Here is a 22,498-nt window from a genome sequence, read left to right on the forward strand (position 1 = left end):
CTCCTGAAGACCGCCCCTGACGGACAATCAGCCCACTACACTGCACCACGCAGCCTCTGACCAGGCAAAACACCGAAGTCCTGCTGGAGTACTAGCTGTTCCGACCCGTGAGGCGGACGCCACTGACCGGGCGTGCGCCCGGGAGCCGCCCCGCAGCCGACCGGTGTGCGGAAACGCGCTGGTCGGGGTGTCGGAGGTGCTGTGTAGGCTCAACGCTCATGGCGAGGGTGACGAGGGACGATGTGGCGCGGGCGGCGGGGACGTCCACGGCGGTCGTGAGTTATGTGATCAACGACGGGCCGCGGCCGGTGGCGCCGGCGACCCGGGCGCGGGTGCTCGCGGCGGTCGACGAGCTCGGCTACCGGCCCAACCGGGTCGCCCAGGCCATGGCGCGGCGGCGGACCGACCTGCTCGGGATGGTCGTGCCGGACGCCCGCCAGCCGTTCTTCGCCGGGCTCGCCCACGCCGTCGAGCAGGCCGCCGCCGAGCACGGCCGGCTGCTGCTGATCGGCAACTCCGACTACGCCGACGAACGCGAGGCGCACTACATCCGGGCTTTCCTCGGGATGCAGGTGGACGGCCTGATCCTGGTCACCCAGGACCCGGCCACCCCCGGGCTGACCGGCTTCGACGTGGCCGACGGCACCCCGGTCGTGCTGCTGCACCACCGGGCGGAGAGCGCCGACGGCGTCGCCGTGGTCGCGGACGACGAGGGCGGCGCCCGCGAGGTGGTCCGCCACCTGCTGGGGCACGGGCACGCCGGGGTGCACTGCTTCGGCGGCACCCGCGCCCTCAGCCCGCACGACCCGGTGACCGGCCGGACGGCCGGCTGGATCGCCGCGCTGGAGGAGGCCGGGCTGTCCACCGAGGGTCAGCTCACCCCGGCGCCGTTCGACCGCGTCCGGGCGCACGCCGAGGCGCTGGCGCTGCTCGCCCGGCCCGACCGGCCGTCCGCCGTGTTCTGCGCGACGGACGACCAGGCGATCGGCCTGCTGCGGGCCGCCGACGACCTGGGGATCCGGGTGCCGGAGGACCTCGCGGTGGCCGGTTTCGACGACATCGCCGAGGCGGTGATCGCCGGACCGGCGCTCACCACCGTGACCACCGCGCAGGACGAGATGGCCCGCGCCGCGCTGGAGCTCGTGCTCGGCGGGGCCGAGCGCCGCGCCACCGGCGCGCGGACCTTTCCGGCCCGGCTGGTGGTGCGGCGCTCCTGCGGCTGCCCGGCGCCGGGCCGGGCGGCCCTGGGCTGAGCCGCCGACTCGTCCTCGCCGGGCGTCAGTTCAGCTGGAACGCGGCCTCGACCGGGTAGTGGTCGCTGGGCGCGTTGGTGTCGGGCTGCCCCGGCGCCCAGCCCGGCTGCGGGTCGAAGTCGACCTTCACGGTCGACATCGCGGTCGGCACCGGCCGGCCCGGGGCGTTGAGGTAGCCGATGTAGTCGAGGTCGTCGCGGTAGTCCTTGGGGAAGGTCTCGACGCCCGCCATGTACTGGCACCAGGCGGAGACCGGGCAGTCCATGGTGGCCAGGCTCTGGCCGGGGTCGGTGGCCGGGGTGCCGAGCACGCCGTTCACCGCGTTCTGGGCGTTGGCGTAGTCGCCGCGGGCCTGCCCGTGGTCGTACTCGACGTTGAGGTCGCCGCCGATCAGCACCGGGGCGCCGCTGCCGACGATCCCGTCCACCCAGGCGCGGATCTCGGCGAGCTGGCCGAGCCGGGTGGACTGGGTGGTGTCGGTGGAGACGTCCGACTCGTCGGCCTGCAGGTGGGTGCCGACCACCCAGGCGGTGCTGCCGTTCTTGGTCACCTTCACCAGTGCCGCGCCCTTGTTGGCGTGGTAGTCCCAGGTGCCGTACGTCGAGTTGCCGAACACGTGGGCGTACTGGGCGGCGATCGGGTACTTGGAGAGGATCATCGTGCCGCCGTTGATGACGAACCACGAGCTGGAGCAGTTGCCGCTGACGCCCGTCCAGCCGCCGCCGGAGCAGGTGCCGCCGACCACCGGGGTGCGGTACGGGTAGAGGTCGGCGAGCTTGCTGTTGATGTCGGCGGTCGAGCTGTTGTTGAACTGCTCGTCCAGGATGACGACGTCGGCGTTGTGCTGACGGACGATCTGCTCGATCACCGGGGTGCGGCGGGCGGCCTGCTCGTTCTGGGTGCTGTCGACGACGGCGGTGCCGAGGTCGACGTTGAACGCGAAGACGGACAGCGTGGTGGGGCTCGCCGGGGTGCCGGCGATGGCGCTCGGGGCGGTGCCGCCGAGCAGCAGTGCGGCGGCGGCCGCCGAGGTGAGGGCGGTGGCCGTGCGACGCGAGAGCATGGGCGTTCTCCTGGGGGATTCGTCTACCCTGCGGGCCCGGCAGCCGGGTTGACCGGCGGCCGGGGACTGGCGGACGAACGTTAGCTACCGCCCGGTACTTGGGGAAGAACGCCAGGAGAGCAGCTCCGGCCGATCACGTGGCCGCGAGATGTCTGTACAGGTCACGGCAGGTGGGTGGAAAGATGTCTGTACACCCTCGCACCGTCTGCCGGAGTCCGCGCGAACCGCCGTCAGTCCTCCAGCAGTTCGTCCGCGAGCAGATCCATCAGCAGGTTGTCGTGCCAGGTGCCGTCCGAACCGCGCTCGTACTGGCGCATGGTGCCGACGGTCCGGAAGCCGACCTTGGTGTAGCAGCGGATAGCGGCGAGGTTGTCCGCGGCCGGGTCGATCACCAGCCGGTGGTAGTGGTGCTCGTGCACCAGGTGCCGGGCCATCGTGCGCACGGCGTCGGTGCCCAGGCCCACGCCGTGCACCGACGGGTCGAGGTAGAGGTCCATCCCGGCGTGCCGGTACTCGTCGTCGTTGTTGGCGTACCACTGGATGGCGCCGACCACCTGGCCACCCACGTCGATCGCGAAGGTCTCGGTGTCGGGCGATTCCAGGTCGTTGGCGACCTCGGCGGGCAGGTCGTCACCACCCCGCCAGCGGGCGAACACCTCGGGCGTGCCACGGATGGCCGCCAGGGCCGGGATGTCCTCGACGGTGGCCGGGCGGAGCGTGACCAGGGTGCCGTGCAGAATCGTCCCCATATGGGGCATGTTGGCACGGAAACCCGGCTCCTGCGAGCGCTTTTGCCACACTCTTCCCAAGGCGCCACCGCGGACCGCGGGGTCACGCGGTGCGGTGCAGCTCGACGGGCCGGTCGAGGTGGCCGTGCAGCCGGACGGTGGGTCTCACGGGGGTCAGGGAGCTCATGACGCTCCCTCCTTCCGGGCCGCGGCGCTGCGACCCGGAGGAGGAGCACCCGAGGGACGGGCGTGACATTCGCAGCTGCGGTACTGAAAGGCGTTATTCATCCGCAGATGCCATGGTGAAGGCGGGGTTTCCTCGGGGTCTGCGGCACGGGCGATCCCGGAAGTCGCGGAACCGTGGAAACCTGGGGAAATTTTCTTCGCGGCGGGTGTCGATCCGGCGCGAGCCCGTTCGACGCAGGGGTGAGAGGCGGGGAGAAGCCCCGCCCGACCAACCGAGGAGTCACCATGCCGCGCTTCATGACGCTGATCCGGATCGACGAGCAGGCCCGCACCGGATGGGAGCCGGACCCGGAGTTCGACCAGCGGATGGGGGCCCTGTTCGAGGAGATCACCAAGGCCGGGGTGATGCTGGAGACCGCCGGGCTGACCCCGACCTCCCAGGGCACCCGGGTGGCCTGGAACGACGGGAAGATCGGCTACACCGACGGGCCGTTCACCGAGACCAAGGAGGTCATCGGCGGCTACGCCATCCTGCAGTGCAAGGACAAGGCGGAGGCCCTGGAGTGGACCCGCCGCTTCCTCAGCATCCACCCGGCCCAGTGGCGGGTCGAGTCGGAGGTCCGGCAGATCGAGGAGATGGTGCAGCCCCCGCAGTGATCCCCCGCGGTGATTCCCCGCGGTGATTCCCGTGGCAACGGTGGCCGCGGCGGTGTTTGCCTCCCTCTCCGCCGACTGCTCTGATGGGTGGCCGTGACGGAGAGGGATGCGGCGGCGGCCGTCGAGACGGTGTTCCGGATCGAGTCCGCACGGATCATCGCGGGGGCCGCCCGGATCGTACGGGACGTGGGCATCGCCGAAGAGCTGGCGCAGGACGCGCTGGTGGCCGCGCTGGAGCGGTGGCCCCGGGAGGGCGTCCCGGACAGTCCGGGCGCCTGGCTGACGGCCACCGCCAAGCACCGGGCGATCGACCTGGTCCGCCGCCGGGAGGCCTACGCCCGCAAACTCGCCGAGGTGGGGCGGTCGTTGGCGGATGCACCGCCCCCGGAGCCGGCCGAGCCGGACGACATCGACGACGACCTGCTGCGGCTGATCTTCACCGCCTGCCACCCGGTGCTGTCGGCGGAAGCGCGGATCGCCCTCACCCTCCGGCTGCTCGGCGGGCTGACCACGCCGGAGATCGCCCGCGCGTTCCTGGTGCCCGAGTCGACGGTGGCGCAGCGGATCGTCCGGGCGAAGCGGACGCTGGCGAAGGCCGGGGTGCCGTTCGAGGTGCCGTCCCGCGAGGACCGGGCGCAGCGGCTCTCCTCGGTGCTGGAGGTCATCTACCTGATCTTCAACGAGGGCTACTCGGCGACGGCGGGGGACGACCTGCTGCGCCCGGGCCTGTGCGAGGACGCGCTGCGGCTGGCCCGGGTGCTGGCCGCGCTGATGCCCGCCGAGCCGGAGGCGCACGGGCTGGCCGCGCTGCTGGAGTTCCAGGCCTCGCGCACCGCCGCCCGGACCGGGCCCGACGGCCGGCCGGTGCTGCTGGCCGAGCAGAACCGGGCCCGCTGGGACGGGCTGCTGGTCCGGCGCGGCTTCGACGCCCTGCGGCGGGCGGGCACCGGACCGTACTCGGTGCAGGCCGTGATCGCCGCCTGCCACGCCAAGGCGCGACGCTACGCGGACACCGACTGGACGATGATCGCCGCGCTGTACGAGCGGCTGCTGGTGCTGTCGCCGTCCCCGGTGGTTGCGCTGAACCGGGCGGTGGCCGTCTCGATGGCCCGGGGCCCGGCCGCCGCACTGGAGTTGGTGGACGCGCTGGCGGCCGAGCCGGCCCTCCGCGGCTACCACCTGCTGCCGAGCGTGCGGGGCGATCTGCTGGCCCGGATGGGGCGGACGGGCGAGGCGCGGGCGGAGTTCGAGCGGGCGGCGGAGCTGACCCGCAACGAGCGGGAGCGGGAGCTGCTGCGGGAGCGGGCGGCAGGGCTCGGGGACGGCGGGCCCGTTCGGGGTTAGGCCGGGGTCGGGTCAGGGCCCGCCGACGGCCAGGTCGGGGTCAGGGTGTCTCATCCAGGCGCAGCCGGGCGCTGACCTCGCCGAGGCCTTCGGCGAGGACGGCCAACTGCTCGCGGGTGAGCACGTCGATCAGCAGCTCGCGCACCAGGGCGACGTGCCCGGGCGCGGCCCGGCGGAGCATCTCCCGGCCCTCGTCGGTGAGTTCGGCGATGACGCCGCGCACGTCGCTGGGGCAGGAGCGGCGGACGACCAGGCCGATCCGTTCCAGTTGGGTGACCTGGTAGGTGAGGCCGCTCTTGGAGGTGACCAGCCGGTCGGCGAGTTCGGTCATCCGCAGCGAGTCGCCGGGGGCGGCGGACAGGTGCACCAGGATCTCGTACTGCTGGTGCGAGAGGCCGGAGTCCTCCTTGAGCTGGCGTTCCAGCCGGCGGTTCAGCAGGTTGCTCGCGACGACGAAGCCCCGCCAGGCGGCCATCTCGTCCGGGTCCAGCCAGCGGGGTTCGTTCAGAGAGGACATGGGGGAAGCCTACTCCCGTTGTTCAAATTCGAACGAAGGTGTACCGTCGATCGGAGTAGAGGTTCAAATTTGAACAACATGGGTCGCGTCCGGCACCCGCGAACCCGCCCGAACCTGCCAGAACCCGCCTGAACCAGCCCGATCCGGTCCCCGAGGAGGACGCCATGAGCGCCGCGGCCCCCGAGCGCATGCCCGCCCTGTACCTGTCGCACGGCGCCCCGCCACTGGCCGACGACCCGGTCTGGCCGGGCGAGCTGGCCGCCTGGTCCGCCGACCTGCCCCGGCCCAAGGCCGTGCTGATGGTCTCCGCCCACTGGGAGGAGGCCCCGCTCGCCCTCGGCGCCGTCACCACCACCCCGCTGGTCTACGACTTCTGGGGCTTCCCCGAGCACTACTACCGGGTCCGGTACGCCGCCCCCGGCGCGCCGGAACTCGCCGAGCGCGTCCGCAAGCTGCTGCGCTCCCCCGGCACGCCCGTCCAGGACATCCCCGACCGCGGGCTCGACCACGGCGCGTACGTCCCGCTGGTGGAGATGTACCCGGAGGCCGACCTGCCCGTGCTGCAGGTCTCGCTGCCCACCCTCGACCCGCAGCGACTGCTGGAGATCGGCCGCAAGCTCGCCCCGCTGCGCGACGAGGGCGTGCTGATCGTCGGCAGCGGCTTCTTCACCCACAACCTGAGGGCACTCAGCAGCGACGGCCGGATCACCTCGGTGATGGCCGAGTTCGACGACTGGGGCCGGCGCGCCCTGGAAGCCCACGACCTCGACGCGCTGCTCGACTTCGAGCACAAGGCTCCCGCCGGGCGCCTCGCCCACCCGCGCACCGAACACTTCGCCCCGCTGTTCGTCACCCTCGGCGCCGGCGAGGCCGACCTGGACAGCCAGCGCAGCGTCATCGACGGGTTCTGGATGGGGCTGGCCAAGCGCTCGATCCAGCTGGGCTGAGAACCCGGTCCAGCTCCGTCCGGTACAGCCCCATGCAGTTTCACCCCGCCCCCGCTCGCCGCTACAGCGAGCAGCAGGTGAAGCGCTCGCCGATGTGCTCGGGCTGCTCGATCTCGTCCACCAGGGCGACCGCGTAGTCCGGCACCGAGATCCGGCTGCGCCCCTGCTCGTCGGTGAGCAGCTGCTCCAGCCCGGTGCGGTAGCGGCCGGACCGCTCCCCCGGCCCGATCTCGGCGGCCGGGCTGAGCACCGTCCAGCGGATGTCGGAGACCATCCGGTAGAAGTCCAGCGCCGCGCCGTGCGCGTGCATGATCTGCAGGATCGGTTCCGGCAGCCCCGGGGCGTCCCAGACCCGCACGCCCGGCGCGGTCTCCAGGCTGCCCGCCCCGCCGACCGCGACGAGCCGGGGCGCGGCGTCGCCGAGCAGGCGCAGTCCCTCGACCAGGGAGCGGGCGGCGGGCTCGATCAGCGCCAGGTGGCCGGGGCCGTCGCCCCCGCCGACTGCGCTCACCAGCACGTCCCGGCCGGCCGCGACCCGGGCGACGTCCGCCGGGTCCAGTACGTCCGCGCGCTCGACCAGGGCCGCCCCGCCCTGGTAGCGCTCCGGGTTTCGGACCACGGCGGCGACCTCGTGCCCGCGCGCCGCAGCCTCCGCGACGACCGCGCTGCCGATGGTGCCGTTGGCGCCGATCACGGCGATTCTGGCCATGGAGTACCTGCCTGTCAGCTCGGTGGGGGCCGCACGCGCCGAACGGCGTCGGACAGGTTGATTATCGGACGGACTCCCGGCGGCGGCCCGGGGCTTCGGCCTATCGTGTGACGGCCCGTGCACGTGCCTCCGAAGGAGCGGCCGAATAATGATCATGATGGACGGCGACCCCGTACGGGACGCCCTCGACGCCTCCCTGCGGATCCTCGCCCCGCACACCGAGGACCGCGACTGGAACACCCCGGCCGGGCCCGTGGAGTGGAGCTGCCGCGACACCGCCGCCCACATCGCCCACGACCTGCTCGCCTACGCCGGCCAGCTCGCCGCCCGGCCCCGGGACCGCTACCTGCCGTTCGACCTCACCGTCCACCCCGAGGCCGGGCCGGCCCAGGTGCTCAGCGTCGTCACCGCCGCCGGGCGACTCCTCGCCACCACCCTCGACGTCACCCTGCCCGACCTGCGCGCCTACCACCACGGGCCGTGCGGCCCGCGGGGCTTCGCGGCCATGGGCGTCGCCGAACTGCTGCTGCACACCCACGACATCACCCTCGGCCTCGGCCTGCCCTGGCAGCCGCCCGAAGAACTGTGCGCCTTCGTGCTCCACCGGCTCTTCCCCGACGCACCGCGCGAGGAGGCGTCCGCACAGCCCGAGGCCACCACCCTGCTCTGGTGCACCGGGCGCGGAGAACTGGACGGCCGCCCGCGCACGTCCACGTGGCACTGGCGGGCGGCCATGGGCGAGTGGGACGACTAGCCGGGACCGGCCGGGGTCAGCCGGTGCCAGGCGCGGGATCGGCCCGGGTCAGGAGCGGGATCGGCCGGGGGTCATGCGTCGCCGGTGGCGACGCGTTCGGCCCTGCTGCGCTCGACACAGAACTCGTTGCCCTCCGGATCGGCCAGGGTGGCCCAGCCCTTGCCGTCCGGGGTGCGGTGGTCGGCCAGCACGGTGGCGCCCAGGGCGACCAGGCGCTCCACCTCCTCGTCCCGGCTGCGGTCGTGCGGCTGCAGGTCGAGGTGGACCCGGTTCTTCGCCGACTTGCCGTCGGGCACCCGGATGAACAGCAGCGAGACGCCGGCGGAATCCACCACCGCCTCCTCGTCGCCCGGGTTGTCGTCCTCCCCCAGGGTGCCCTCCAACGCCCGGGCCCAGAACGAGGCCAGGGTGTGCGGGTCGGCGCAGTCGATCGTCACATGTCGTACCAGAGAAGCCATGCGGCCTACTCTGACGGGCGTCGTTCGGATCCGTCCAGCCTTTTCCGGGCGTGCCGGTGACCGTCCCGAGGGTACGGCGGGAAGGCCGGAACGATCTCCTCGAACCGGTAGCCGCACTTCTCCGCGACCCGGCAGGAGGCCTGGTTGTCGCCCTCGTGCAGCAGGTCGATCCGGTGCAGGCCGTCGTCGGCGAAGACGGCGAAGGCCCAGACGGTGAGCGCCTCCACCGCGCGCGGGGCCACGCCCCGGCCGCGGGCCGGGCCCGCCGTCCAGTACCCCACCTCGGCCGTCCCCCCGCTCGGGGCGCCGCGCTTGAGCACGACGTTGCCGACCAGTTCGCCGGCGTCCAGGACGGCGAAGCTGTACCGGGTGCCGGCCGCCCGGCCCTCGTACTGCAGGGCCAGCCAGTGCGCGGCCTGCTCGGGGTCCTGCACCGGGTTGCGGGTGAAGCGGCGCAGCGTCTCGTCCCGGTAGACCGCGACCAGGGCCGGCGCGTCGGCATCCTCGAAGGGGCGCAGCACCAGGCCCTCCGCGGTCGGGGGCGGGATCATCGGACGCGGGATCGCCGGGTGCGGGATTCTCGGGTGCGCGATCGTCGGGTCCGGGATGGTCGGGTGTGCGGTGGCGGTCACTTCTGCAGCCCCTGCCAGCCCCAGCGCGGGGTCGGGCCGGGGTCGCCGAGGTCGGTGCCGGCCGGGGAGGCGGACACGTCCTCGGCGATCTTCGTGCCCCAGTCGAAGTACTCCAGCACCCGGCGGCGCAGCTGCTCGTCCTCGGGCAGTTCCTCGCGGACCGCCTCGGCCATCAGCTCCATCCAGCGCAGCCGCTGCTCCTCGGTGATGGCCAGGCCCAGGTGGGCGCGCAGCAGGGCCTGGTGGCCCCCGAGCCCGTCGGTGAAGCCGGTCGGGCCGCCGAAGACCTCGGCCAGCCAGACGGCGACGTGCTCGATGTGGGTGGGGGTGAAGTCGGCGAAGACGGGGGCGAGCAGCGGGTCGGCGAGGACGCCCCGGTAGAAGGTGTGGCTGAGGCGGCGCAGGGCGTCGATGCCGCCGACGGCGTCGTAGAGGGTGTCGGGCCGTTGGTCGTTCATGAGTGTGCTCCCCGTGGGTGTGTGCCGTGCAGTGCGACCTTCCTAGCAGGCGGGCGGCGGCTGCGCCGGTGCTGCGGGCCGCCGTTCGCGTCGGGCTCAGCAAGCGGAGGGCGGTGTTCCTGCTCCCGGGCCGGAGTCGGTCGTGCCCCACGCCCTGGCGGACGGCGCCCCGACGCTCCCGCTTGACCCTGCCACTGGCGGCAGGGTCGGAGGGTTGCCGCATGGACACTGTGAACGCAGCAGAGGGTCGGGTCGTGGTGGTCACCGGGGCCGGGACCGGGATCGGGCGCGAGACCGCGCGGGCCTTCGCGGCCGAGGGCGCGCGGGTGCTGGCGGTCGGGCGGCGGCCGGAGCCGCTGGCGGAGACGGCGGCCGCGTACCCGGACCGGATCGACCCGCTGGTCGCGGACGTGACCGGGCCGGGCGCGCCGGAGGCGATCGTCGAGGCGGCGCTGGACCGGTTCGGGCGGCTGGACGTGCTGGTGAACAACGCGGGCGTCAGCGGCGGCGGGCAGCTCGGCGGGTACACCCGCGAGGGCATCGAGGCGTTGCTGGGCACCAACCTGGTCGCCCCGGTCCTGCTGGGCCAGGCCGCCCTGCCGGCGCTGGCGGAGAGCCGGGGCGTCATCGTCAACGTCAGCACCGCCGTCGGGCAGCGCGGCTGGCCGTCCAACGCGGTGTATCCGGCGGGCAAGGCCGCGCTGGAGACGGTGACCCGCAGCTGGGCGGTCGAGCTGGCGCCGCGCGGGATCCGGGTGGTGGCGGTGGCTCCGGGAGCCGTCGACACCCCCATCGGCGAGCACGCGGGGCACAGCCCCGAGCAGTCGGCGGCGCTGCGGGCCTGGCAGATCGCCCACACCCCGCTCGGACGGATCGGCCGCCCCGCCGAAGTGGCCTGGGCGATCGTGCAACTCGCGTCCCCGCAAGCCTCGTTCGTGACCGGCGTAGTGTTCTCCGTCGACGGGGGCGCGCTGGTGGGCTGACGCGCGGACGACGAGGAGGAGGCCGTACGGATGCGGATCGGCGAGCTGGCACGGACGACGGGTGCGACCGTCCGGGCGCTGCGGCACTACGAGCAGACCGGGCTGATCGACTCCGAGCGCGAGCCGAACGGCTACCGCGAATACCCGCAGTCGGCGGTCGTCCGGGTGCGCAACATCCGTGCGCTGGTGGCCGCCGGGCTCACCCTGGCGGACATCCGGCCGCTCCTGGGCTGCCTGGACGGGGACGTGCTGTCGCAGCGCCCGTCGGAGCGGGTGCTGCGGATCACCCGGGAGCGGCTGGCGGTGGTGGAACGGCGGATCGCCGTCCAGACGGAGGCGCGGGACCGGCTGCTGGCGGCCCTCGCGGCGGCCGCCGGAAGCCCGGCGCAAGGGTGACACCAGCGCGGGGACGGCGAACCGGCGCAAGGGTGACACCCGCGCGGGGACGGCGAACCGGCGCAAGGGTGACACCCGCGCGGGGACGGCGAACCGGCGCAAGGGTGGCACCCGGGCGATGACCGTGACCCGGCGCAGGGGGCGGCACCCCCGATCGGGGGTATGCGGGGGGCCGACGGGAGGGGACAGTGGGCGCATGCAGATTCCACTCTCCGTGATGGACTTCCTCGACCGGGCTGAGCTGGTCTACGGCGACCGGGTCGGCATCGTCGACGAACCGGTGCAGCCGGCCGAATCCTGGGGCGAGCTGAGCTACCGCCGGATCGCCGAACTCGCCCGGGCCCAGGCGGCCGGGCTGGACCGGCTCGGAGTCGGGCCCGGCGAACGGGTCGCGATCGTCTCGCACAACTCGGCGCGGCTGCTCACCTCCTTCTTCGGGGTCAGCGGATACGGCCGGGTGCTGGTGCCGGTGAACTTCCGGCTGAAGGCCGAGGAAGTGTCGTACATCGTCGAGCAGAGCGGCGCCTCCGTCCTGCTGGTCGACCCCGAGGTCGCCGACGAGCTGAGCGGGGTGGTGGCCGAGCACAAGTTCGTGCTCGGCGCGGACAGCGACGCCGTGCTGTACGACGGCGACCACGCCCCCCGCCGGTACGCGCTCTCCGAGAACGACACCGCCACCATCAACTACACCAGCGGAACCACCGCCCGCCCCAAGGGCGTTCAGCTCACCCACCGCAACGTCTGGCTGAACGCGACCCTGATGGGCCTGCACTACGGCGCGAACGACCGCGACGTCTACCTGCACACCCTGCCGATGTTCCACGCCAACGGCTGGGGCATGCCGTTCTCCCTCACCGGGCTCGGCGCCCGGCACATCGTGCTGCGCAAGGTGGACGGCGCCGAGATCCTGCGCCGGGTCGAGCGGCACGGGGTGACCTTCCTGTCCGGCGCACCCGCCGTGGTCCAGATGGTGCTGGACGCGGCCGCCGACTGGGACGGCCCGGTGCCCGGCCGGGACCGGGTGCGGATGATCGTCGCCGGCGCCCCGCCGCCGACATCGGTGGTGCAGCGCGTCGAGGAGGAGCTGGGCTGGGAGTTCATGCAGCTCTACGGCCTGACCGAGACCTCCCCGATCGTCACGGTCAACCGCTCGCGGGCCGAGTGGGACGCGCTGCCGGCCGCCGAGCGGGCCGAGAAGCTCGTCCAGGCCGGATCCCCGGCGCTCGGCACCCGACTGCGGGTCGACGATCAGGGCGAAGTGCTGGTGCGCTCCAACACCGTCCTGGCCGGCTACTGGCAGCAGCCGGAGGCGACCGCCGAGGCACTGCGGGACGACTGGTTCCACACCGGTGACGGGGGCACCCTGGAGGACGGCCGACTGACCATCTCGGACCGGAAGAAGGACGTCATCATCAGCGGCGGGGAGAACGTCTCCTCGATCGAGGTGGAGGACTGCCTGTACAGCCATCCGGCGGTCGCGGAGGCGGCGGTGATCGGGGTGCCGCACGAGAAGTGGGGCGAGACGGTGAAGGCGCTGGTGGTGCTCCGGGAGGGCCACGAGGGCGTCACCGAGGCCGAGTTGATCGCGCACTGCAAGTACCGGCTGGCCGGCTACAAGTCGCCCACCACGGTGGAGATCCGGGAAACCCTGCCGCGCACCGCCACCGGGAAGCTGCAGAAGTTCCGGCTGCGCGAGGCGTACTGGACCGGGCGGGAGCGGCAGGTCAACTGATGCGGCGGCTCGGCGAGTCGGTGACCCGACGGCTTGGCGAGTCGGCAAGTCGGCAAGTCGGCGGCTCAGCCGACCAGGCCTGACTCCCGAGCCGCCAGGGCGAGTTCGGTCCGGTTGCGGACGCCGAGCTTGTGCATCGCGGACTTGAGGTAGCCCGTCACGGTGTTGCGGGTCAGGCCCAGTCGGGCGGCGATCTCCGGGTTGGTCCGGCCGGTCGCCGCCCAGCGCAGCACCTCGTACTCGCGCGGGGTCAACGGCCGGACGGGGGCGGCCGGTCGGGACTTCTCGCGGCTCCAGGCGGCGGCCCCGGCGAGCGCCCGGGCCGCCGCCTGGGCCAGCTTTCCGACGGCGGAGATCCGGACGTCCCCGAACGGCACGACGGCGCGCACCGAGGCGTACACCACGCCGTGCACGGTGCCGCCGTCCAGCAGGGGGACGGTGAGCATCGCGTACAGGTCCTCGGCGGCCACGGCGGCGTCGTACTGGTGCGAAATGGTCGTGTCCGCACGGTAGTCGGGCACCCAGGTGGGTGCCCGTTCGGCGAGGGCGCGCCCGCCGAGACCGAGGCCGACCGGGACGGCCACGTCGTGCAGCAGGTCCCCCCGGGTGCCGGCCCAGTGGCGCAACACCATGCCCTCACTCCCGACCCGGCTCCCGGGCAGCCGCTCGGGCACGCCGACCAGGCCGACATCGGCGCCGCACTCGGCCACCACCCGCCGGGCGAGGTCGCCGAGCACCGCGTCCCGCACCAGTTCGGCGGCGCGCGCGGCGACTTCGGGGTCGTCGGGGCGCGCGGCGTGGGGGGTGTCCGCGCTTTTCATCGCGCGATTGTCACACGCGGCGGGGCCGGTGGCGAGAGTCCTGACGTGCGTCTTCGGTGGAATCGCGGGCGGGGCCGGCCGGGCCCCGCGTAGGGTGCGGGCCGGGATTACCGACGGGTAACACGCTTGGTCGAGAAGCGACGAAACGACGAGAAGTCCAGAAGAACCAGAAGATCAGAAAGCCAGAAGACGAGAAGACGAGAAGACGGGGAAGACGATGACCACGGACCGGAACACCCCTGCAGACGTCCTGGGCGGACTGCTGGAGGACCTGCACGCCGAGAGCGCGGCCCTGGACGGGCTGGTCGCCGCCCTGCCCGCAGCCGACTGGGCCCGCCCGACACCCGCCGAGGGCTGGACGATCGCCCACCAGATCGCCCACCTGGCCTGGACCGACGACTGGACGGCGCTGGCCGCACGCGACCCCGCGGGCTTCGGCGCGGCACTCGGCGACCGCTTCGGCGAGCTGTCGACAGCCGGCGCCGACCCGGTCGAGGACGGTGCGCGCGAGGGCGCGGCCGCCGAACCTGCGGCGCTGCTCGCCCGCTGGCGGGCCGGACGGGAGGAGGTGCGGGCGGCCCTGACCGCCGTGCCCGCCGACGTCCGGCTGCCCTGGTTCGGCCCGCCGATGAAGCCCGCCTCGATGGCGACCGCCCGGCTGATGGAGACCTGGGCGCACGGCCAGGACGTCGCGGACGCGCTCGGAGCCACCCGCGAGCCGACCGCCCGGCTGCGGCACATCGCCCACCTGGGGCTGCGCACCCTCGCCTTCGCCTTCTCCGTGCACGGCCTGCCCGCGCCGGAGCGCCCGGTCCGGCTCGAACTGACCGCCCCCGACGGCGGGACGTGGACCTTCGGCCCGGCCGGGGCGGAGGACGTGGTGGCCGGCCCGGCCCTGGACTTCTGCCTCCTGGTGACCAGGCGCCGCCACCGGGACGACCTCGCCCTCACCGCCACCGGCCCCGTCGCCACCGCCTGGCTCCCGATCGCCCAGGCCTTCGCCGGAGCCCCCGGCAAGGGGCGGCCGCCCGGGTCGGGTTCGTAGACCGCCCGACCCCCGGGGTTCAATGGCGGGTATGGACAACCTGCTCGGGCGCCTGCCCGCCATCCCCGACCTGCGCGACCGCTGCCGCGCGCTGGCCGCGCTCGACGCGATCCTCAGCCCGGACGACTGGGAGTCGCGCTACCACTCCTTCGACGCCTCCTGGGACGAGGACGAGCACGAGGAGCTGGCCTCGATGCGCAACGGCCAGGGCGACGACTGGATCGTGGTGTTCTCCCCCGCCGGCGCCTACGGTCGCGGCTTCGACCACGAGGCGCCCAACACGCCGGAGCTGCTCGCGGCCGTACCCGAGGAGTTCCGCCGCTTCGCCGAGGAACCCGCCTTCGGGGACGAGGACGGGCCGACCGTGACGGTCTGCTTCTGGCGCGCACCGGACGACGACGCCTGGCATGGCGTGGCCGCCGAACGCGGCGGGGAGGACCTGTGGGACCTGCTGCTGGACGGCTCGGCCGAGGCCTACCGGGCCTGGGCCGAGGACTACTTCGAGCCGGAGCACGACCTCGACCCCGCCGCGATCGGGCACGTCCTGGCGCTGCGCCCGCTCACCCCGGCCGTGGTGGCGGCGCTCAACCCGGACACCGACCTGGAGGAACTGGCGGCGGACCTCGCGGAGATCGGCTACCCGGGCTGACACCTCTGAGCGGGGCGGATGGGGCGGGCGGCAGGACGGGGCGGGTGGGCCGAACAATCCGAACGAGCCGGGCGGCCCTCACGTTCAGAGGCCGATCCGGAGCGGCGTGAGCCGGGTGGCGATCAGGTTGGTCGCCCCCCGGTCGCGCTCGATGTGGCCGTGGACCAGCAGTCCCGCCCGGTCCAGGGCGGTGCGGCGCTGCGACTCCCAGACCGGTCGGCTGCAGATCACGTTGATCAGGCCGGTCTCGTCCTCCAGGCTGAGGAAGAGCACCCCGCCGGCCGTCGGCGGCCGCTGCCGGTGGGTGACCAGGCCGCCGACCACCACCGCCGTTCCCGGTGGCACGTCCGGCAGTTGGGCGGCGGACAGGGCGCCGCCGCGGTCCAGGTGGATGCGCAGGTGCTGGAGCGGGTGACCGGTGGCGGAGGTGCCGGTGGCCCACAGGTCGGCGATGGTCTCCTCGACCGGGCTCATGCCGGGCAGGTCCGGCGCCTCGGCGCCGGGCGTGGTGCCGGGGAGCAGTTCGGCCGATATCCCGGCGAACGCCCCTGCCATCCACAGTGCTTGACGACGCGTCAGGCCGAAGCAGTCGAAGGCGCCCGCGGTAGCCAGCGCCTCCAGGACGGGAGCGGGCAGACCGGTGCGGCGGGCGAAGTCCTCCAGGTCGGCGTAGGGCTGCCCGGCCACGATCGCCTCGGCCTGCGGGGTGCCGATGCCGCGGACGGTCTCCAGGCCGAGCCGGATCGCCGGCTGCGGGCGCCCGGCGGTCAGCGGCGGTGTCGGGGTCGGCCCCCGGTACGGCTCCAGGGTGGGGCGCGCGCCGCTGGCGTTGACGTCCACCCCGCGCACCCGCACGCCGTGCCGTCGGACGTCCGCCACCAGGCTGAGCGGCGAGTAGAAGCCCATCGGCTGGTTGGCCAGCAGGGCGCAGGTGAAGGCCGCCGGGAAGTGGTACTTGAGCCAGGCGCTGGCGTACACCAGGTAGGCGAAGCTGATCGCGTGCGACTCCGGGAAGCCGTAGTTGGAGAAGGCCTCGATCTTGCCGTACACGTCCTCGGCGACCTCGGGCGGGATGCCGCGCTCGGCCATCCCGCCCAGCAGCCGATCGCGCAGCCGGGCGACCCGCTCGTGCGAGCGCTTGGCGCCCATCGCCTGCCGTAGCCGGTCCGCCTCGGCGGGGCTGAACCCGGCGCAGTCGATGGCGAGTTGCATCATCTGCTCCTGGAACAGCGGCACCCCGAGAGTCTTGCCGAGCGCGTTCTCCATCAGCGGGTGGGGGCAGCCGGCCGGTTCGACACCGGCGCGGCGGCGCAGGTACGGGTGGACGGACCCGCCCTGGATCGGGCCGGGGCGGATCAGCGCGACCTCGACCACCAGGTCGTAGAAGTGGTCCGGCTTGAGCCGGGGCAGGGTCGCCATCTGCGCCCGGGACTCGACCTGGAACACGCCGACGGTGTCGGCCCGGCGCAGCATCGCGTACACGCCCGGGTCGTCGTCCGGGATGGTGGCCAGGTCGTGGTGCAGGCCGTGGTGTTCGGCGATCAGGTCGCAGGCGTCGTGCAGTGCGGCGAGCATGCCGAGGCCGAGCAGGTCGATCTTCACCAGCCCGGCGCCGGCCGTGGACTCCTTGTCCCACTGCAGGACGGAACGCCCGGGCATCCGGGCCCACTCGGTCGGGCAGATCTCGCCGATCGGCTCCTTGGTGAGCACCATGCCGCCCGAGTGGATGCCCAGGTGGCGGGGCAGGCCGTGGAGTTGGCCGGCGAGCGAGAGCACGTCGGCGGGGATGACGGCGTCCGCCCCGGGGGCGGAGCGGAAGTCGGTCTGCCGGCTGAACGCGTCCACCTGCCCCTGCGGGTAGCCGAGCACCCGGGCGGCGTCGCGGATCGCCAGCCGGGGCCGGTAGGTGATCACATTGGCGACCTGGGCGGCGTGCTCGCGCCCGTAGCGGCCGTAGACGTACTGGATGACCTCCTCGCGGCGGCGGTTCTCGATGTCCAGGTCGATGTCGGGCGGCCCGTCGCGGGCGGTGGAGAGGAAGCGCTCGAACAGCAGCCGGTAGTGGATCGGGTCGACGGCGGTGATCCCGAGGGCGTAGCAGACCGCCGAGTTGGCGGCCGAGCCACGGCCCTGGCACCAGATGTCCTGGCGCCGGCAGAAGTCCACGATGTCGTGCACGATCAGGAAGTAGCCGGCCAGGTCGAGGTCCTCGATCACGTCCAGCTCCTTGGCGAGCTGGCGGCGGGCGACGGCGTTGCCGGGGCCGAAGCGCGCCGGGCCGCCGGCCGCGACCAGCGCGCGCAGGTGGCCGATTTCGGTCCCGCCCTCGGGGACGGGGAAGCCCGGCAGCTCCGGGTCCAGCCGGGCGAAGTCGAAGGCGCAGGCGCGGCCGAGCTCGACGGTGGCCCGCTGCACACCCGGGAAGCGGGCCAGCCGACCGGCCATCTCGCGGCCCGAGCGCAGGTGCGCGGTGCCGGCCGCCCGGGTCCAGCCGACCGCGTCCTGCAGGGTGCGGCGCCCCTGCAGCGCGGCGAGGCTCTGCGCGAGGCGGCCCTGGGCGGGGCCGGCGTGGTGGGCGTTGGTGGAGGCGACGGTGGTCAGCCCCTGCCCGGCGGCGAGCGCGGCGAGGGCGTCGTTGCGCCGGTCGTCCCCCGGCAGCCACTGGTCGATCAGCTCGACGTACACGTTCTCGCGGCCGAACGCCTCGGTGAGGCTGCGCAGTCGGCGCTCCGGGTCGCCCTTCCCGGCGAGGGCCGCGGGAACCCGCCCGAGGCGGCAGCCGGTGAGCACCGCCCAGTGGCCGTCATGCGCCCCGGCCAGGGCCGCCAGGTCGTACACCGGGCGGCCCTTCACGCCGCCGGCCAGCTGGGCGGCGGCGATCGCGGCGGAGAGGCGGCGATATCCCGCCGGGTCGCGGGCGAGGACCAGCAGGTGCTCGGTCTCCTCCGGGGGGTGGCGGGGTGGTTCGTGGAGGGGCGGTTGGTGGGGTGGTTCACGGTGGGGCGGTTCGCGGTGGGGCGGTTCGCGGCGGGGCGGTTCGCGGCGGGAGGGTTCACGGCGGATGGTCAGCTCGGCGCCGAACACGGTGGCCACGCCGGTGCCCCGGGCCGCCTCGGCGAGCCGGACGGCTCCGTACAGGCCGTCGTGGTCGGTGATCGCGAGGGTCTCCACGCCCAGCCGGGCCGCCTCGGCGACCAGGTCCTCCGGGTCGCTGGCGCCGTCCAGGAAGCTGAAGGCGGAGTGGACGTGCAGTTCGGCCCAGGGTTCGGCGGAGTCCTTTGGGGCGGCCGGGGGCTCCGCCGCAACGGGGCGGCGCAGCGGAACGACCGTACGGTCCGGCGCCGCGCCGGTCAGCCGGCGGTGCAGTTCGCTCCAGGGGAGGGTGGGGTGGCTGGTGAAGCCCATCGGGGGTTGCCTTCGTCGCTCTCGTGTTCGTCCTGCCCTGCCCCCCTGCCCTGCCCCCCTGGCCGGTCGCCGATCAGTCGTAGCCGGCCTCCAGGTACCACGCACCCCCCTCCACGGTGAGCAGCAGCGCCCGGCCGCCGCCCACCACGACCTGGAACCGCGCCCGACGGCGGGCGAGCGCCTGGTCCCACCAGTACTCGACCGCCGGCCAGGGCCCGGTCCAGCCGTCCACCGGCTCCTCCCGCCCCCGGACCACGACCAGGGCCGGCCGGGCCGACACCCCCGCCCGGCCGTCCACCGTGACCGGCTGCCCGGCCTCGTCCAGCACCCGCACCGGCGCGGGCTCCCGCAGCACCACCGTCGGCCACACCTCCGGCAGCCGCCCCGGCCAGGGCGCGTCGGCCGGCACCGCCGCCTCGTACGGCTCGCCCCACGGCACCTTGACGGCCTGCTCGCCCGGACCACGCCCGCCGGCCGGCTCGATCCGGCGCAGCCCGGCGTGCCCGAGCACCGCCTGCACCCGGGCGACCGCGCGCTCCACCCGGTCGTCGGCGACCGCCTGGCCCCACAGCGCCAGCTGGCGGCCCTGGTCCGGGGAGAGGCCGTCGGGGGCCAGCCGGAGCAGGGTGAAACCGGCGTCGAGGCCCTCGCCGACAGCCTCGAAGGTGCCTGCACCCTGCCAGGCCTGGAGCTGCCAGCGGACCCGCTCGGCCAGCGCCGTCGCCGACAGCCGCCCCTCGTGCCGCCACAGCCGGGACGCCGTCCGGCCGTCCGCGCAGGCCACTTCGACGGCCACCCGACGACAGGTCAGCCCCGCCCCCGCCAGCCGCTGGTGCAGCGCCTCGGCCAGCGTGCGGGCGACGAACACCAGCGGCTCGGCCAGCGGCTCCGGCGGGTCGAAGCGCTGCTCGACGGCGAGGTCCGGCTCCTGGTCGCGCGGCACCAGCGGGCGCGGCTGCAGCCCGCGGGCCAGCCGGTGCGCGACCGTCCCGGAGGGGCCGAAGCGGTCCGCGACCGCATCGGACGGCAGCGCGGCGAAGGCCCCGACGGTGGGCAGGCCGAGCCGCCCCAGCAGCTCGGCCGGCGCCTCGTCGCCCAGCGCGCTCACCGGGTACGGGGCGAGGAACTCCGCCGTCCGCCCGGCCGGGACCAGCACCCCGGCACGGGCGGCCAGCACGGCGGCGAACAGGCCGTCGGCGACGCCGACCTGGGCGTGCGGGGGTGCTGGGCGCGGGGCTTCGGGGGCAGGGGTTTCGGGGGTGGGGGTCTCAGGTGTGGGGGATTCGACGGTCACCGCGCCCGGGACGGCGTCCGGGACGGGCGGCTGCCCGAGGGCGTCCGCCACCGCCGTCCGGACCTTGGCGGCCAGCGCCTCCTCGCCGCCGAAGTAGCGGCCCGGCCCCTTCACCGGAATCGCGCACAGGCCCGGGCGGACCACCTCCACCCGGGGCGTGAACGCCTCCACCGCCGCGACCACCGGTTCGAAGCGGCGGGCCTCCGCCTCCGGGTCGCGGTCGCGCAGCTCCAGCGCCGGGCAGAGCCGCTGGGCCAGCTTGAGCCGCTGCCCCTGCCGCACCCCGGCCGCCCGGGCGCCCGCCGAGCAGGCGAGGATCCGGCCGCCCTCGGTCACCGCCACCGGGTCGTCGCCGGTGACGGCCACCACCGGCCAGTCCGGGCACCAGACCACCAGCACCCGGGGGGTCCGCTCCTCCGCCATCCCAGAAATCTCGGACATCTCAGACCACCGCCGCGACGCGTGGTTCCGTCGGCTCCGTCACGGCCTGCGGCTGCTCCCGCAGCGGGCGCACCGCGCCGTGCTCGTCCGGCAGCCAGAGCCGGGCCGTCCGACCGCGCACCGCCGAGCCGCGGCCCTCGGCCACCACCTCCACCTGCCGGCCGGTGAGCTGCCCGTGGCCGTCGCCCAGCCCGAACCAGCGCCCGGACCGGACCCCCAGTCGCAGCGCCGCGCCCGGCCACGGCCCGGCCACCAGCAGCACGCAGCCGCTGCGCCGCAACACCGCCGCGAGCCGGGCGGCCAGCTTCGGCGGCACCGGGCCGTCCGGGCGCAGCATGATCAGTTCGACCGCCCCGGCCAGCACCGACACCACCTCGGCCCAGTGCGACCCCGGGTCGTCCGCGACCAGCAGCCGCCGCAGGTCCAGCCCGTACCCCTCCGCGGCGGCCAGCCCCAGGTCCGGCAGCCCGACCGCCGCGGCCCAGCCGCCCTCGGTCTCCCGCACCCCGGCGGCGAGCGCCAGCAGCAGCCCGGAGTCCCCGCCGGCCACCGACACCGCGGTCCCCCGCCGCAGCCCGGCGTCCGGCAGCACCTCCCGCAGGGCGGGCGGCACCGGCAGCAGGCCCCGGGTCTCCGTCTGGCCGTCGGCCGGTTCCCGTTGTTCCCCCGGCAGGGCAGCCGGGAGCGCCACCGGCCGGAGCGCTGGGCGCGCGGGCTGCTCGGCGGTGGATTCGAAAACAGATTCGAAAACGGGCACAACCCCAGGATCGAACATTCGTTCGCAAAGATTCAAGTCCGATTCGACAGCCCCACCCGTCACTCCTGCCACTGACCGGAGACGCCCCATCGGGTGTCGACCTGCGACCGTCACGCTAAGTGGCCAAGCGCGCCTCTCTGTGGAACTCGCCTACCCGGAAGCGTCACTGCGTGATCGTCTGGCCCTCGAGTCCGAGTCCGAGTCCGAGTCCGAGTCCAGGGAGGCCCCCGTGTCCCGAACGCCGCAGGAGATCTTCGAGAGTTACGTCTACGCCGGTGCCCTGACCCGGAATGCCGAGGCTCTCGCCGAGAACTTCACTGCGGACGTGGCCGTCTCGCTGGTGCAGATCTTTCGCATCCGCGACGGGAAGACCGCTCGACCGCGTGACTGCTTCGCCCCCGAGCTGATGAGCTGAGGACGTCCGAGCAGTTCCCCCCGCAGACATGCGCCGAGTGACGAGTGACCGCCTGGTTCCAACAATCGCTTGGTTCCAACAACCGCGTCACGCCATCCGGTTCGTCGTCGAGGCGGATCGCCACCACTGTGCCCAGCCCGCCGCAGACCATCCGCACAGCGCACCACCGAGCCGCCGGCAGGCCGCCGTCCTACCCTTGCAGAAGGGGACGAACGCGTCGAGGAGCTGCCAATGGCGACGGCGAGATGGTTCTTCGAACCCGGTCACACCGCGGCCGAGTTCAGCGCCAGGCACATGATGATCACTTACGTGCGCGGCCAGTTCAAGAACGTGCACGGCTTCCTGGAGGTCGATCCGGACGCCCCGGAGCACGCCACCGTCGAAGCGACGATCGACGCCACCCAGGTGTACACCGGCCAGCCCGAGCGCGACGCCCATCTGCGCAGCGCCGACTTCTTCGACGTCGAACACCATCCGACCTGGACGTTCACCGGATCGCGCATCCAGCAGGTCAGCGCGACCGAGTACGAGGTCACCGGCAACCTCACCATCCGCGGCACCACCCGCCCGGTGACCTTCGACGTGACCTACCTCGGCCAGTGGAACACCCCGTGGTGGGAGGACGGCCGGAACCTCGGCACCCGCCGCCGCGCCGGCTTCGTCGCCCAATCCCGCATCAACCGCCATGACTTCGGCGTCAGCTGGAACGACACGGTCGACCGTGGCGGCGTCGTCGTCAGCGACACCGTCGACGTCGTCGTCGACATCGAGGCCGTCCTCGACACCACCGCACCGGCCGCCTGACACGCGCGCGCCGGCACCGAAGCGGCGCCAGCACCGAAGCCACCCTGCCC

General features: G+C 73.9%; 23 protein-coding genes. 12 read left to right on the plus strand and 11 right to left on the minus strand.

Annotated features, from left to right (window positions below; translation table 11 throughout):
• Positions 1 to 218 precede the first annotated feature (218 nt).
• The gene (locus AC0B61_RS22970) at positions 219 to 1,253 is read left to right on the plus strand and encodes a LacI family DNA-binding transcriptional regulator (protein WP_471742594.1); all 1,035 of its coding nucleotides are present in this window, start codon (positions 219 to 221) and stop codon (positions 1,251 to 1,253) included.
• 25 nt (positions 1,254 to 1,278) lie between these two features.
• On the opposite strand, the gene AC0B61_RS22975 is transcribed toward AC0B61_RS22970, so the two are convergent.
• Together AC0B61_RS22975 and AC0B61_RS22980 are read right to left on the minus strand one after the other, a co-directional pair.
• The gene (locus AC0B61_RS22975) at positions 1,279 to 2,316 is read right to left on the minus strand and encodes a sphingomyelin phosphodiesterase (protein ID WP_471742595.1); all 1,038 of its coding nucleotides are present in this window, start codon (positions 2,314 to 2,316) and stop codon (positions 1,279 to 1,281) included.
• 230 nt (positions 2,317 to 2,546) lie between these two features.
• Entirely contained in the window at positions 2,547 to 3,065 is a 519-nt protein-coding gene (locus tag AC0B61_RS22980) for a GNAT family N-acetyltransferase (RefSeq protein ID WP_471742596.1), read from the minus strand.
• 450 nt (positions 3,066 to 3,515) lie between these two features.
• Between AC0B61_RS22980 and AC0B61_RS22985 the strand changes: the two genes are divergently transcribed.
• Positions 3,516 to 3,887, plus strand: coding sequence for a YciI family protein (locus AC0B61_RS22985; RefSeq protein WP_471742597.1), 372 nt, complete (start codon positions 3,516 to 3,518; stop codon positions 3,885 to 3,887).
• 93 nt (positions 3,888 to 3,980) lie between these two features.
• Positions 3,981 to 5,231: an RNA polymerase sigma factor gene (locus AC0B61_RS22990; RefSeq protein ID WP_471742598.1), complete on the plus strand. Its 1,251-nt coding sequence runs from the start codon at positions 3,981 to 3,983 to the stop codon at positions 5,229 to 5,231.
• Positions 5,232 to 5,271: 40 nt separating this feature from the next.
• Here AC0B61_RS22990 and AC0B61_RS22995 read toward each other — a convergent pair whose 3' ends face one another.
• The gene (locus AC0B61_RS22995; RefSeq protein WP_471742773.1) at positions 5,272 to 5,739 is read right to left on the minus strand and encodes a MarR family winged helix-turn-helix transcriptional regulator; all 468 of its coding nucleotides are present in this window, start codon (positions 5,737 to 5,739) and stop codon (positions 5,272 to 5,274) included.
• A gap of 173 nt (positions 5,740 to 5,912) precedes the next feature.
• On the opposite strand from AC0B61_RS22995, the gene AC0B61_RS23000 reads away from it, so the two are divergent.
• Entirely contained in the window at positions 5,913 to 6,695 is a 783-nt protein-coding gene (locus AC0B61_RS23000; protein WP_471742599.1) for a dioxygenase family protein, read from the plus strand.
• Positions 6,696 to 6,756: 61 nt separating this feature from the next.
• On the opposite strand, the gene AC0B61_RS23005 is transcribed toward AC0B61_RS23000, so the two are convergent.
• Positions 6,757 to 7,404, minus strand: coding sequence for an NAD(P)-dependent oxidoreductase (locus tag AC0B61_RS23005; protein WP_471742600.1), 648 nt, complete (start codon positions 7,402 to 7,404; stop codon positions 6,757 to 6,759).
• A gap of 148 nt (positions 7,405 to 7,552) precedes the next feature.
• Between AC0B61_RS23005 and AC0B61_RS23010 the strand changes: the two genes are divergently transcribed.
• Positions 7,553 to 8,158, plus strand: a complete 606-nt coding sequence (locus AC0B61_RS23010; protein WP_471742601.1) for a maleylpyruvate isomerase N-terminal domain-containing protein — start codon at positions 7,553 to 7,555, stop codon at positions 8,156 to 8,158.
• Between the two features lie 71 nt (positions 8,159 to 8,229).
• On the opposite strand, the gene AC0B61_RS23015 is transcribed toward AC0B61_RS23010, so the two are convergent.
• Genes AC0B61_RS23015 through AC0B61_RS23025 form a run of 3 tightly spaced genes read right to left on the minus strand, consistent with a single transcriptional unit; the run spans position 8,230 to position 9,706 of the window.
• Positions 8,230 to 8,616: a VOC family protein gene (locus AC0B61_RS23015; RefSeq protein ID WP_471742602.1), complete on the minus strand. Its 387-nt coding sequence runs from the start codon at positions 8,614 to 8,616 to the stop codon at positions 8,230 to 8,232.
• A gap of 5 nt (positions 8,617 to 8,621) precedes the next feature.
• Complete coding sequence (locus AC0B61_RS23020) at positions 8,622 to 9,248, minus strand: GNAT family N-acetyltransferase (protein WP_471742603.1); 627 nt, start codon at positions 9,246 to 9,248, stop codon at positions 8,622 to 8,624.
• Positions 9,245 to 9,706 (minus strand): group II truncated hemoglobin, encoded by a 462-nt coding sequence (locus AC0B61_RS23025; RefSeq protein WP_471742604.1) that lies wholly within the window; start codon positions 9,704 to 9,706, stop codon positions 9,245 to 9,247. Before AC0B61_RS23025 ends, AC0B61_RS23020 begins: the two co-directional genes overlap by 4 nt.
• A gap of 221 nt (positions 9,707 to 9,927) precedes the next feature.
• Here AC0B61_RS23025 and AC0B61_RS23030 point away from each other — a divergent pair, with 221 nt between their 5' ends.
• The 3 genes from AC0B61_RS23030 (at position 9,928) to AC0B61_RS23040 (ending at position 12,817) form a co-directional block, all read left to right on the plus strand.
• On the plus strand, positions 9,928 to 10,689 hold the full coding sequence (locus tag AC0B61_RS23030) for an SDR family NAD(P)-dependent oxidoreductase (protein ID WP_471742605.1): 762 nt from the start codon (positions 9,928 to 9,930) through the stop codon (positions 10,687 to 10,689).
• A 30-nt stretch (positions 10,690 to 10,719) separates the two neighbouring features.
• On the plus strand, positions 10,720 to 11,085 hold the full coding sequence (locus AC0B61_RS23035; protein WP_471742606.1) for a MerR family transcriptional regulator: 366 nt from the start codon (positions 10,720 to 10,722) through the stop codon (positions 11,083 to 11,085).
• A gap of 196 nt (positions 11,086 to 11,281) precedes the next feature.
• Positions 11,282 to 12,817, plus strand: coding sequence for an AMP-binding protein (locus tag AC0B61_RS23040; RefSeq protein ID WP_471742607.1), 1,536 nt, complete (start codon positions 11,282 to 11,284; stop codon positions 12,815 to 12,817).
• Positions 12,818 to 12,882: 65 nt separating this feature from the next.
• Here AC0B61_RS23040 and AC0B61_RS23045 read toward each other — a convergent pair whose 3' ends face one another.
• Positions 12,883 to 13,638, minus strand: coding sequence for a helix-turn-helix transcriptional regulator (locus tag AC0B61_RS23045; RefSeq protein ID WP_471742608.1), 756 nt, complete (start codon positions 13,636 to 13,638; stop codon positions 12,883 to 12,885).
• Between the two features lie 217 nt (positions 13,639 to 13,855).
• Between AC0B61_RS23045 and AC0B61_RS23050 the strand changes: the two genes are divergently transcribed.
• Positions 13,856 to 14,683, plus strand: coding sequence for a TIGR03084 family metal-binding protein (locus tag AC0B61_RS23050; RefSeq protein ID WP_471742609.1), 828 nt, complete (start codon positions 13,856 to 13,858; stop codon positions 14,681 to 14,683).
• Positions 14,684 to 14,714: 31 nt separating this feature from the next.
• Positions 14,715 to 15,332, plus strand: coding sequence for a hypothetical protein (locus AC0B61_RS23055; protein WP_471742610.1), 618 nt, complete (start codon positions 14,715 to 14,717; stop codon positions 15,330 to 15,332).
• An 84-nt stretch (positions 15,333 to 15,416) separates the two neighbouring features.
• Here AC0B61_RS23055 and AC0B61_RS23060 read toward each other — a convergent pair whose 3' ends face one another.
• From AC0B61_RS23060 to AC0B61_RS23070, 3 genes are all read right to left on the minus strand, one after another.
• Entirely contained in the window at positions 15,417 to 18,737 is a 3,321-nt protein-coding gene (locus AC0B61_RS23060) for an error-prone DNA polymerase (protein WP_471742611.1), read from the minus strand.
• A 73-nt stretch (positions 18,738 to 18,810) separates the two neighbouring features.
• A complete protein-coding gene (locus AC0B61_RS23065) occupies positions 18,811 to 20,472 on the minus strand; it encodes a DNA polymerase Y family protein (RefSeq protein ID WP_471742612.1) in 1,662 nt (553 codons plus the stop codon).
• 1 nt (position 20,473) lies between these two features.
• A complete protein-coding gene (locus AC0B61_RS23070) occupies positions 20,474 to 21,229 on the minus strand; it encodes a hypothetical protein (protein ID WP_471742613.1) in 756 nt (251 codons plus the stop codon).
• 229 nt (positions 21,230 to 21,458) lie between these two features.
• Between AC0B61_RS23070 and AC0B61_RS23075 the strand changes: the two genes are divergently transcribed.
• Both AC0B61_RS23075 and AC0B61_RS23080 read left to right on the plus strand, forming a co-directional pair.
• Positions 21,459 to 21,644 carry a hypothetical protein gene (locus tag AC0B61_RS23075; protein ID WP_471742614.1) on the plus strand — a complete coding sequence of 62 codons (186 nt, stop codon included), beginning with the start codon at positions 21,459 to 21,461 and terminating at the stop codon, positions 21,642 to 21,644.
• Between the two features lie 231 nt (positions 21,645 to 21,875).
• On the plus strand, positions 21,876 to 22,448 hold the full coding sequence (locus tag AC0B61_RS23080; protein ID WP_471742615.1) for a YceI family protein: 573 nt from the start codon (positions 21,876 to 21,878) through the stop codon (positions 22,446 to 22,448).
• The last annotated feature ends 50 nt before the right edge of the window (positions 22,449 to 22,498 follow it).

It is taken from the genome of Kitasatospora sp. NPDC023385 (assembly GCF_055664045.1).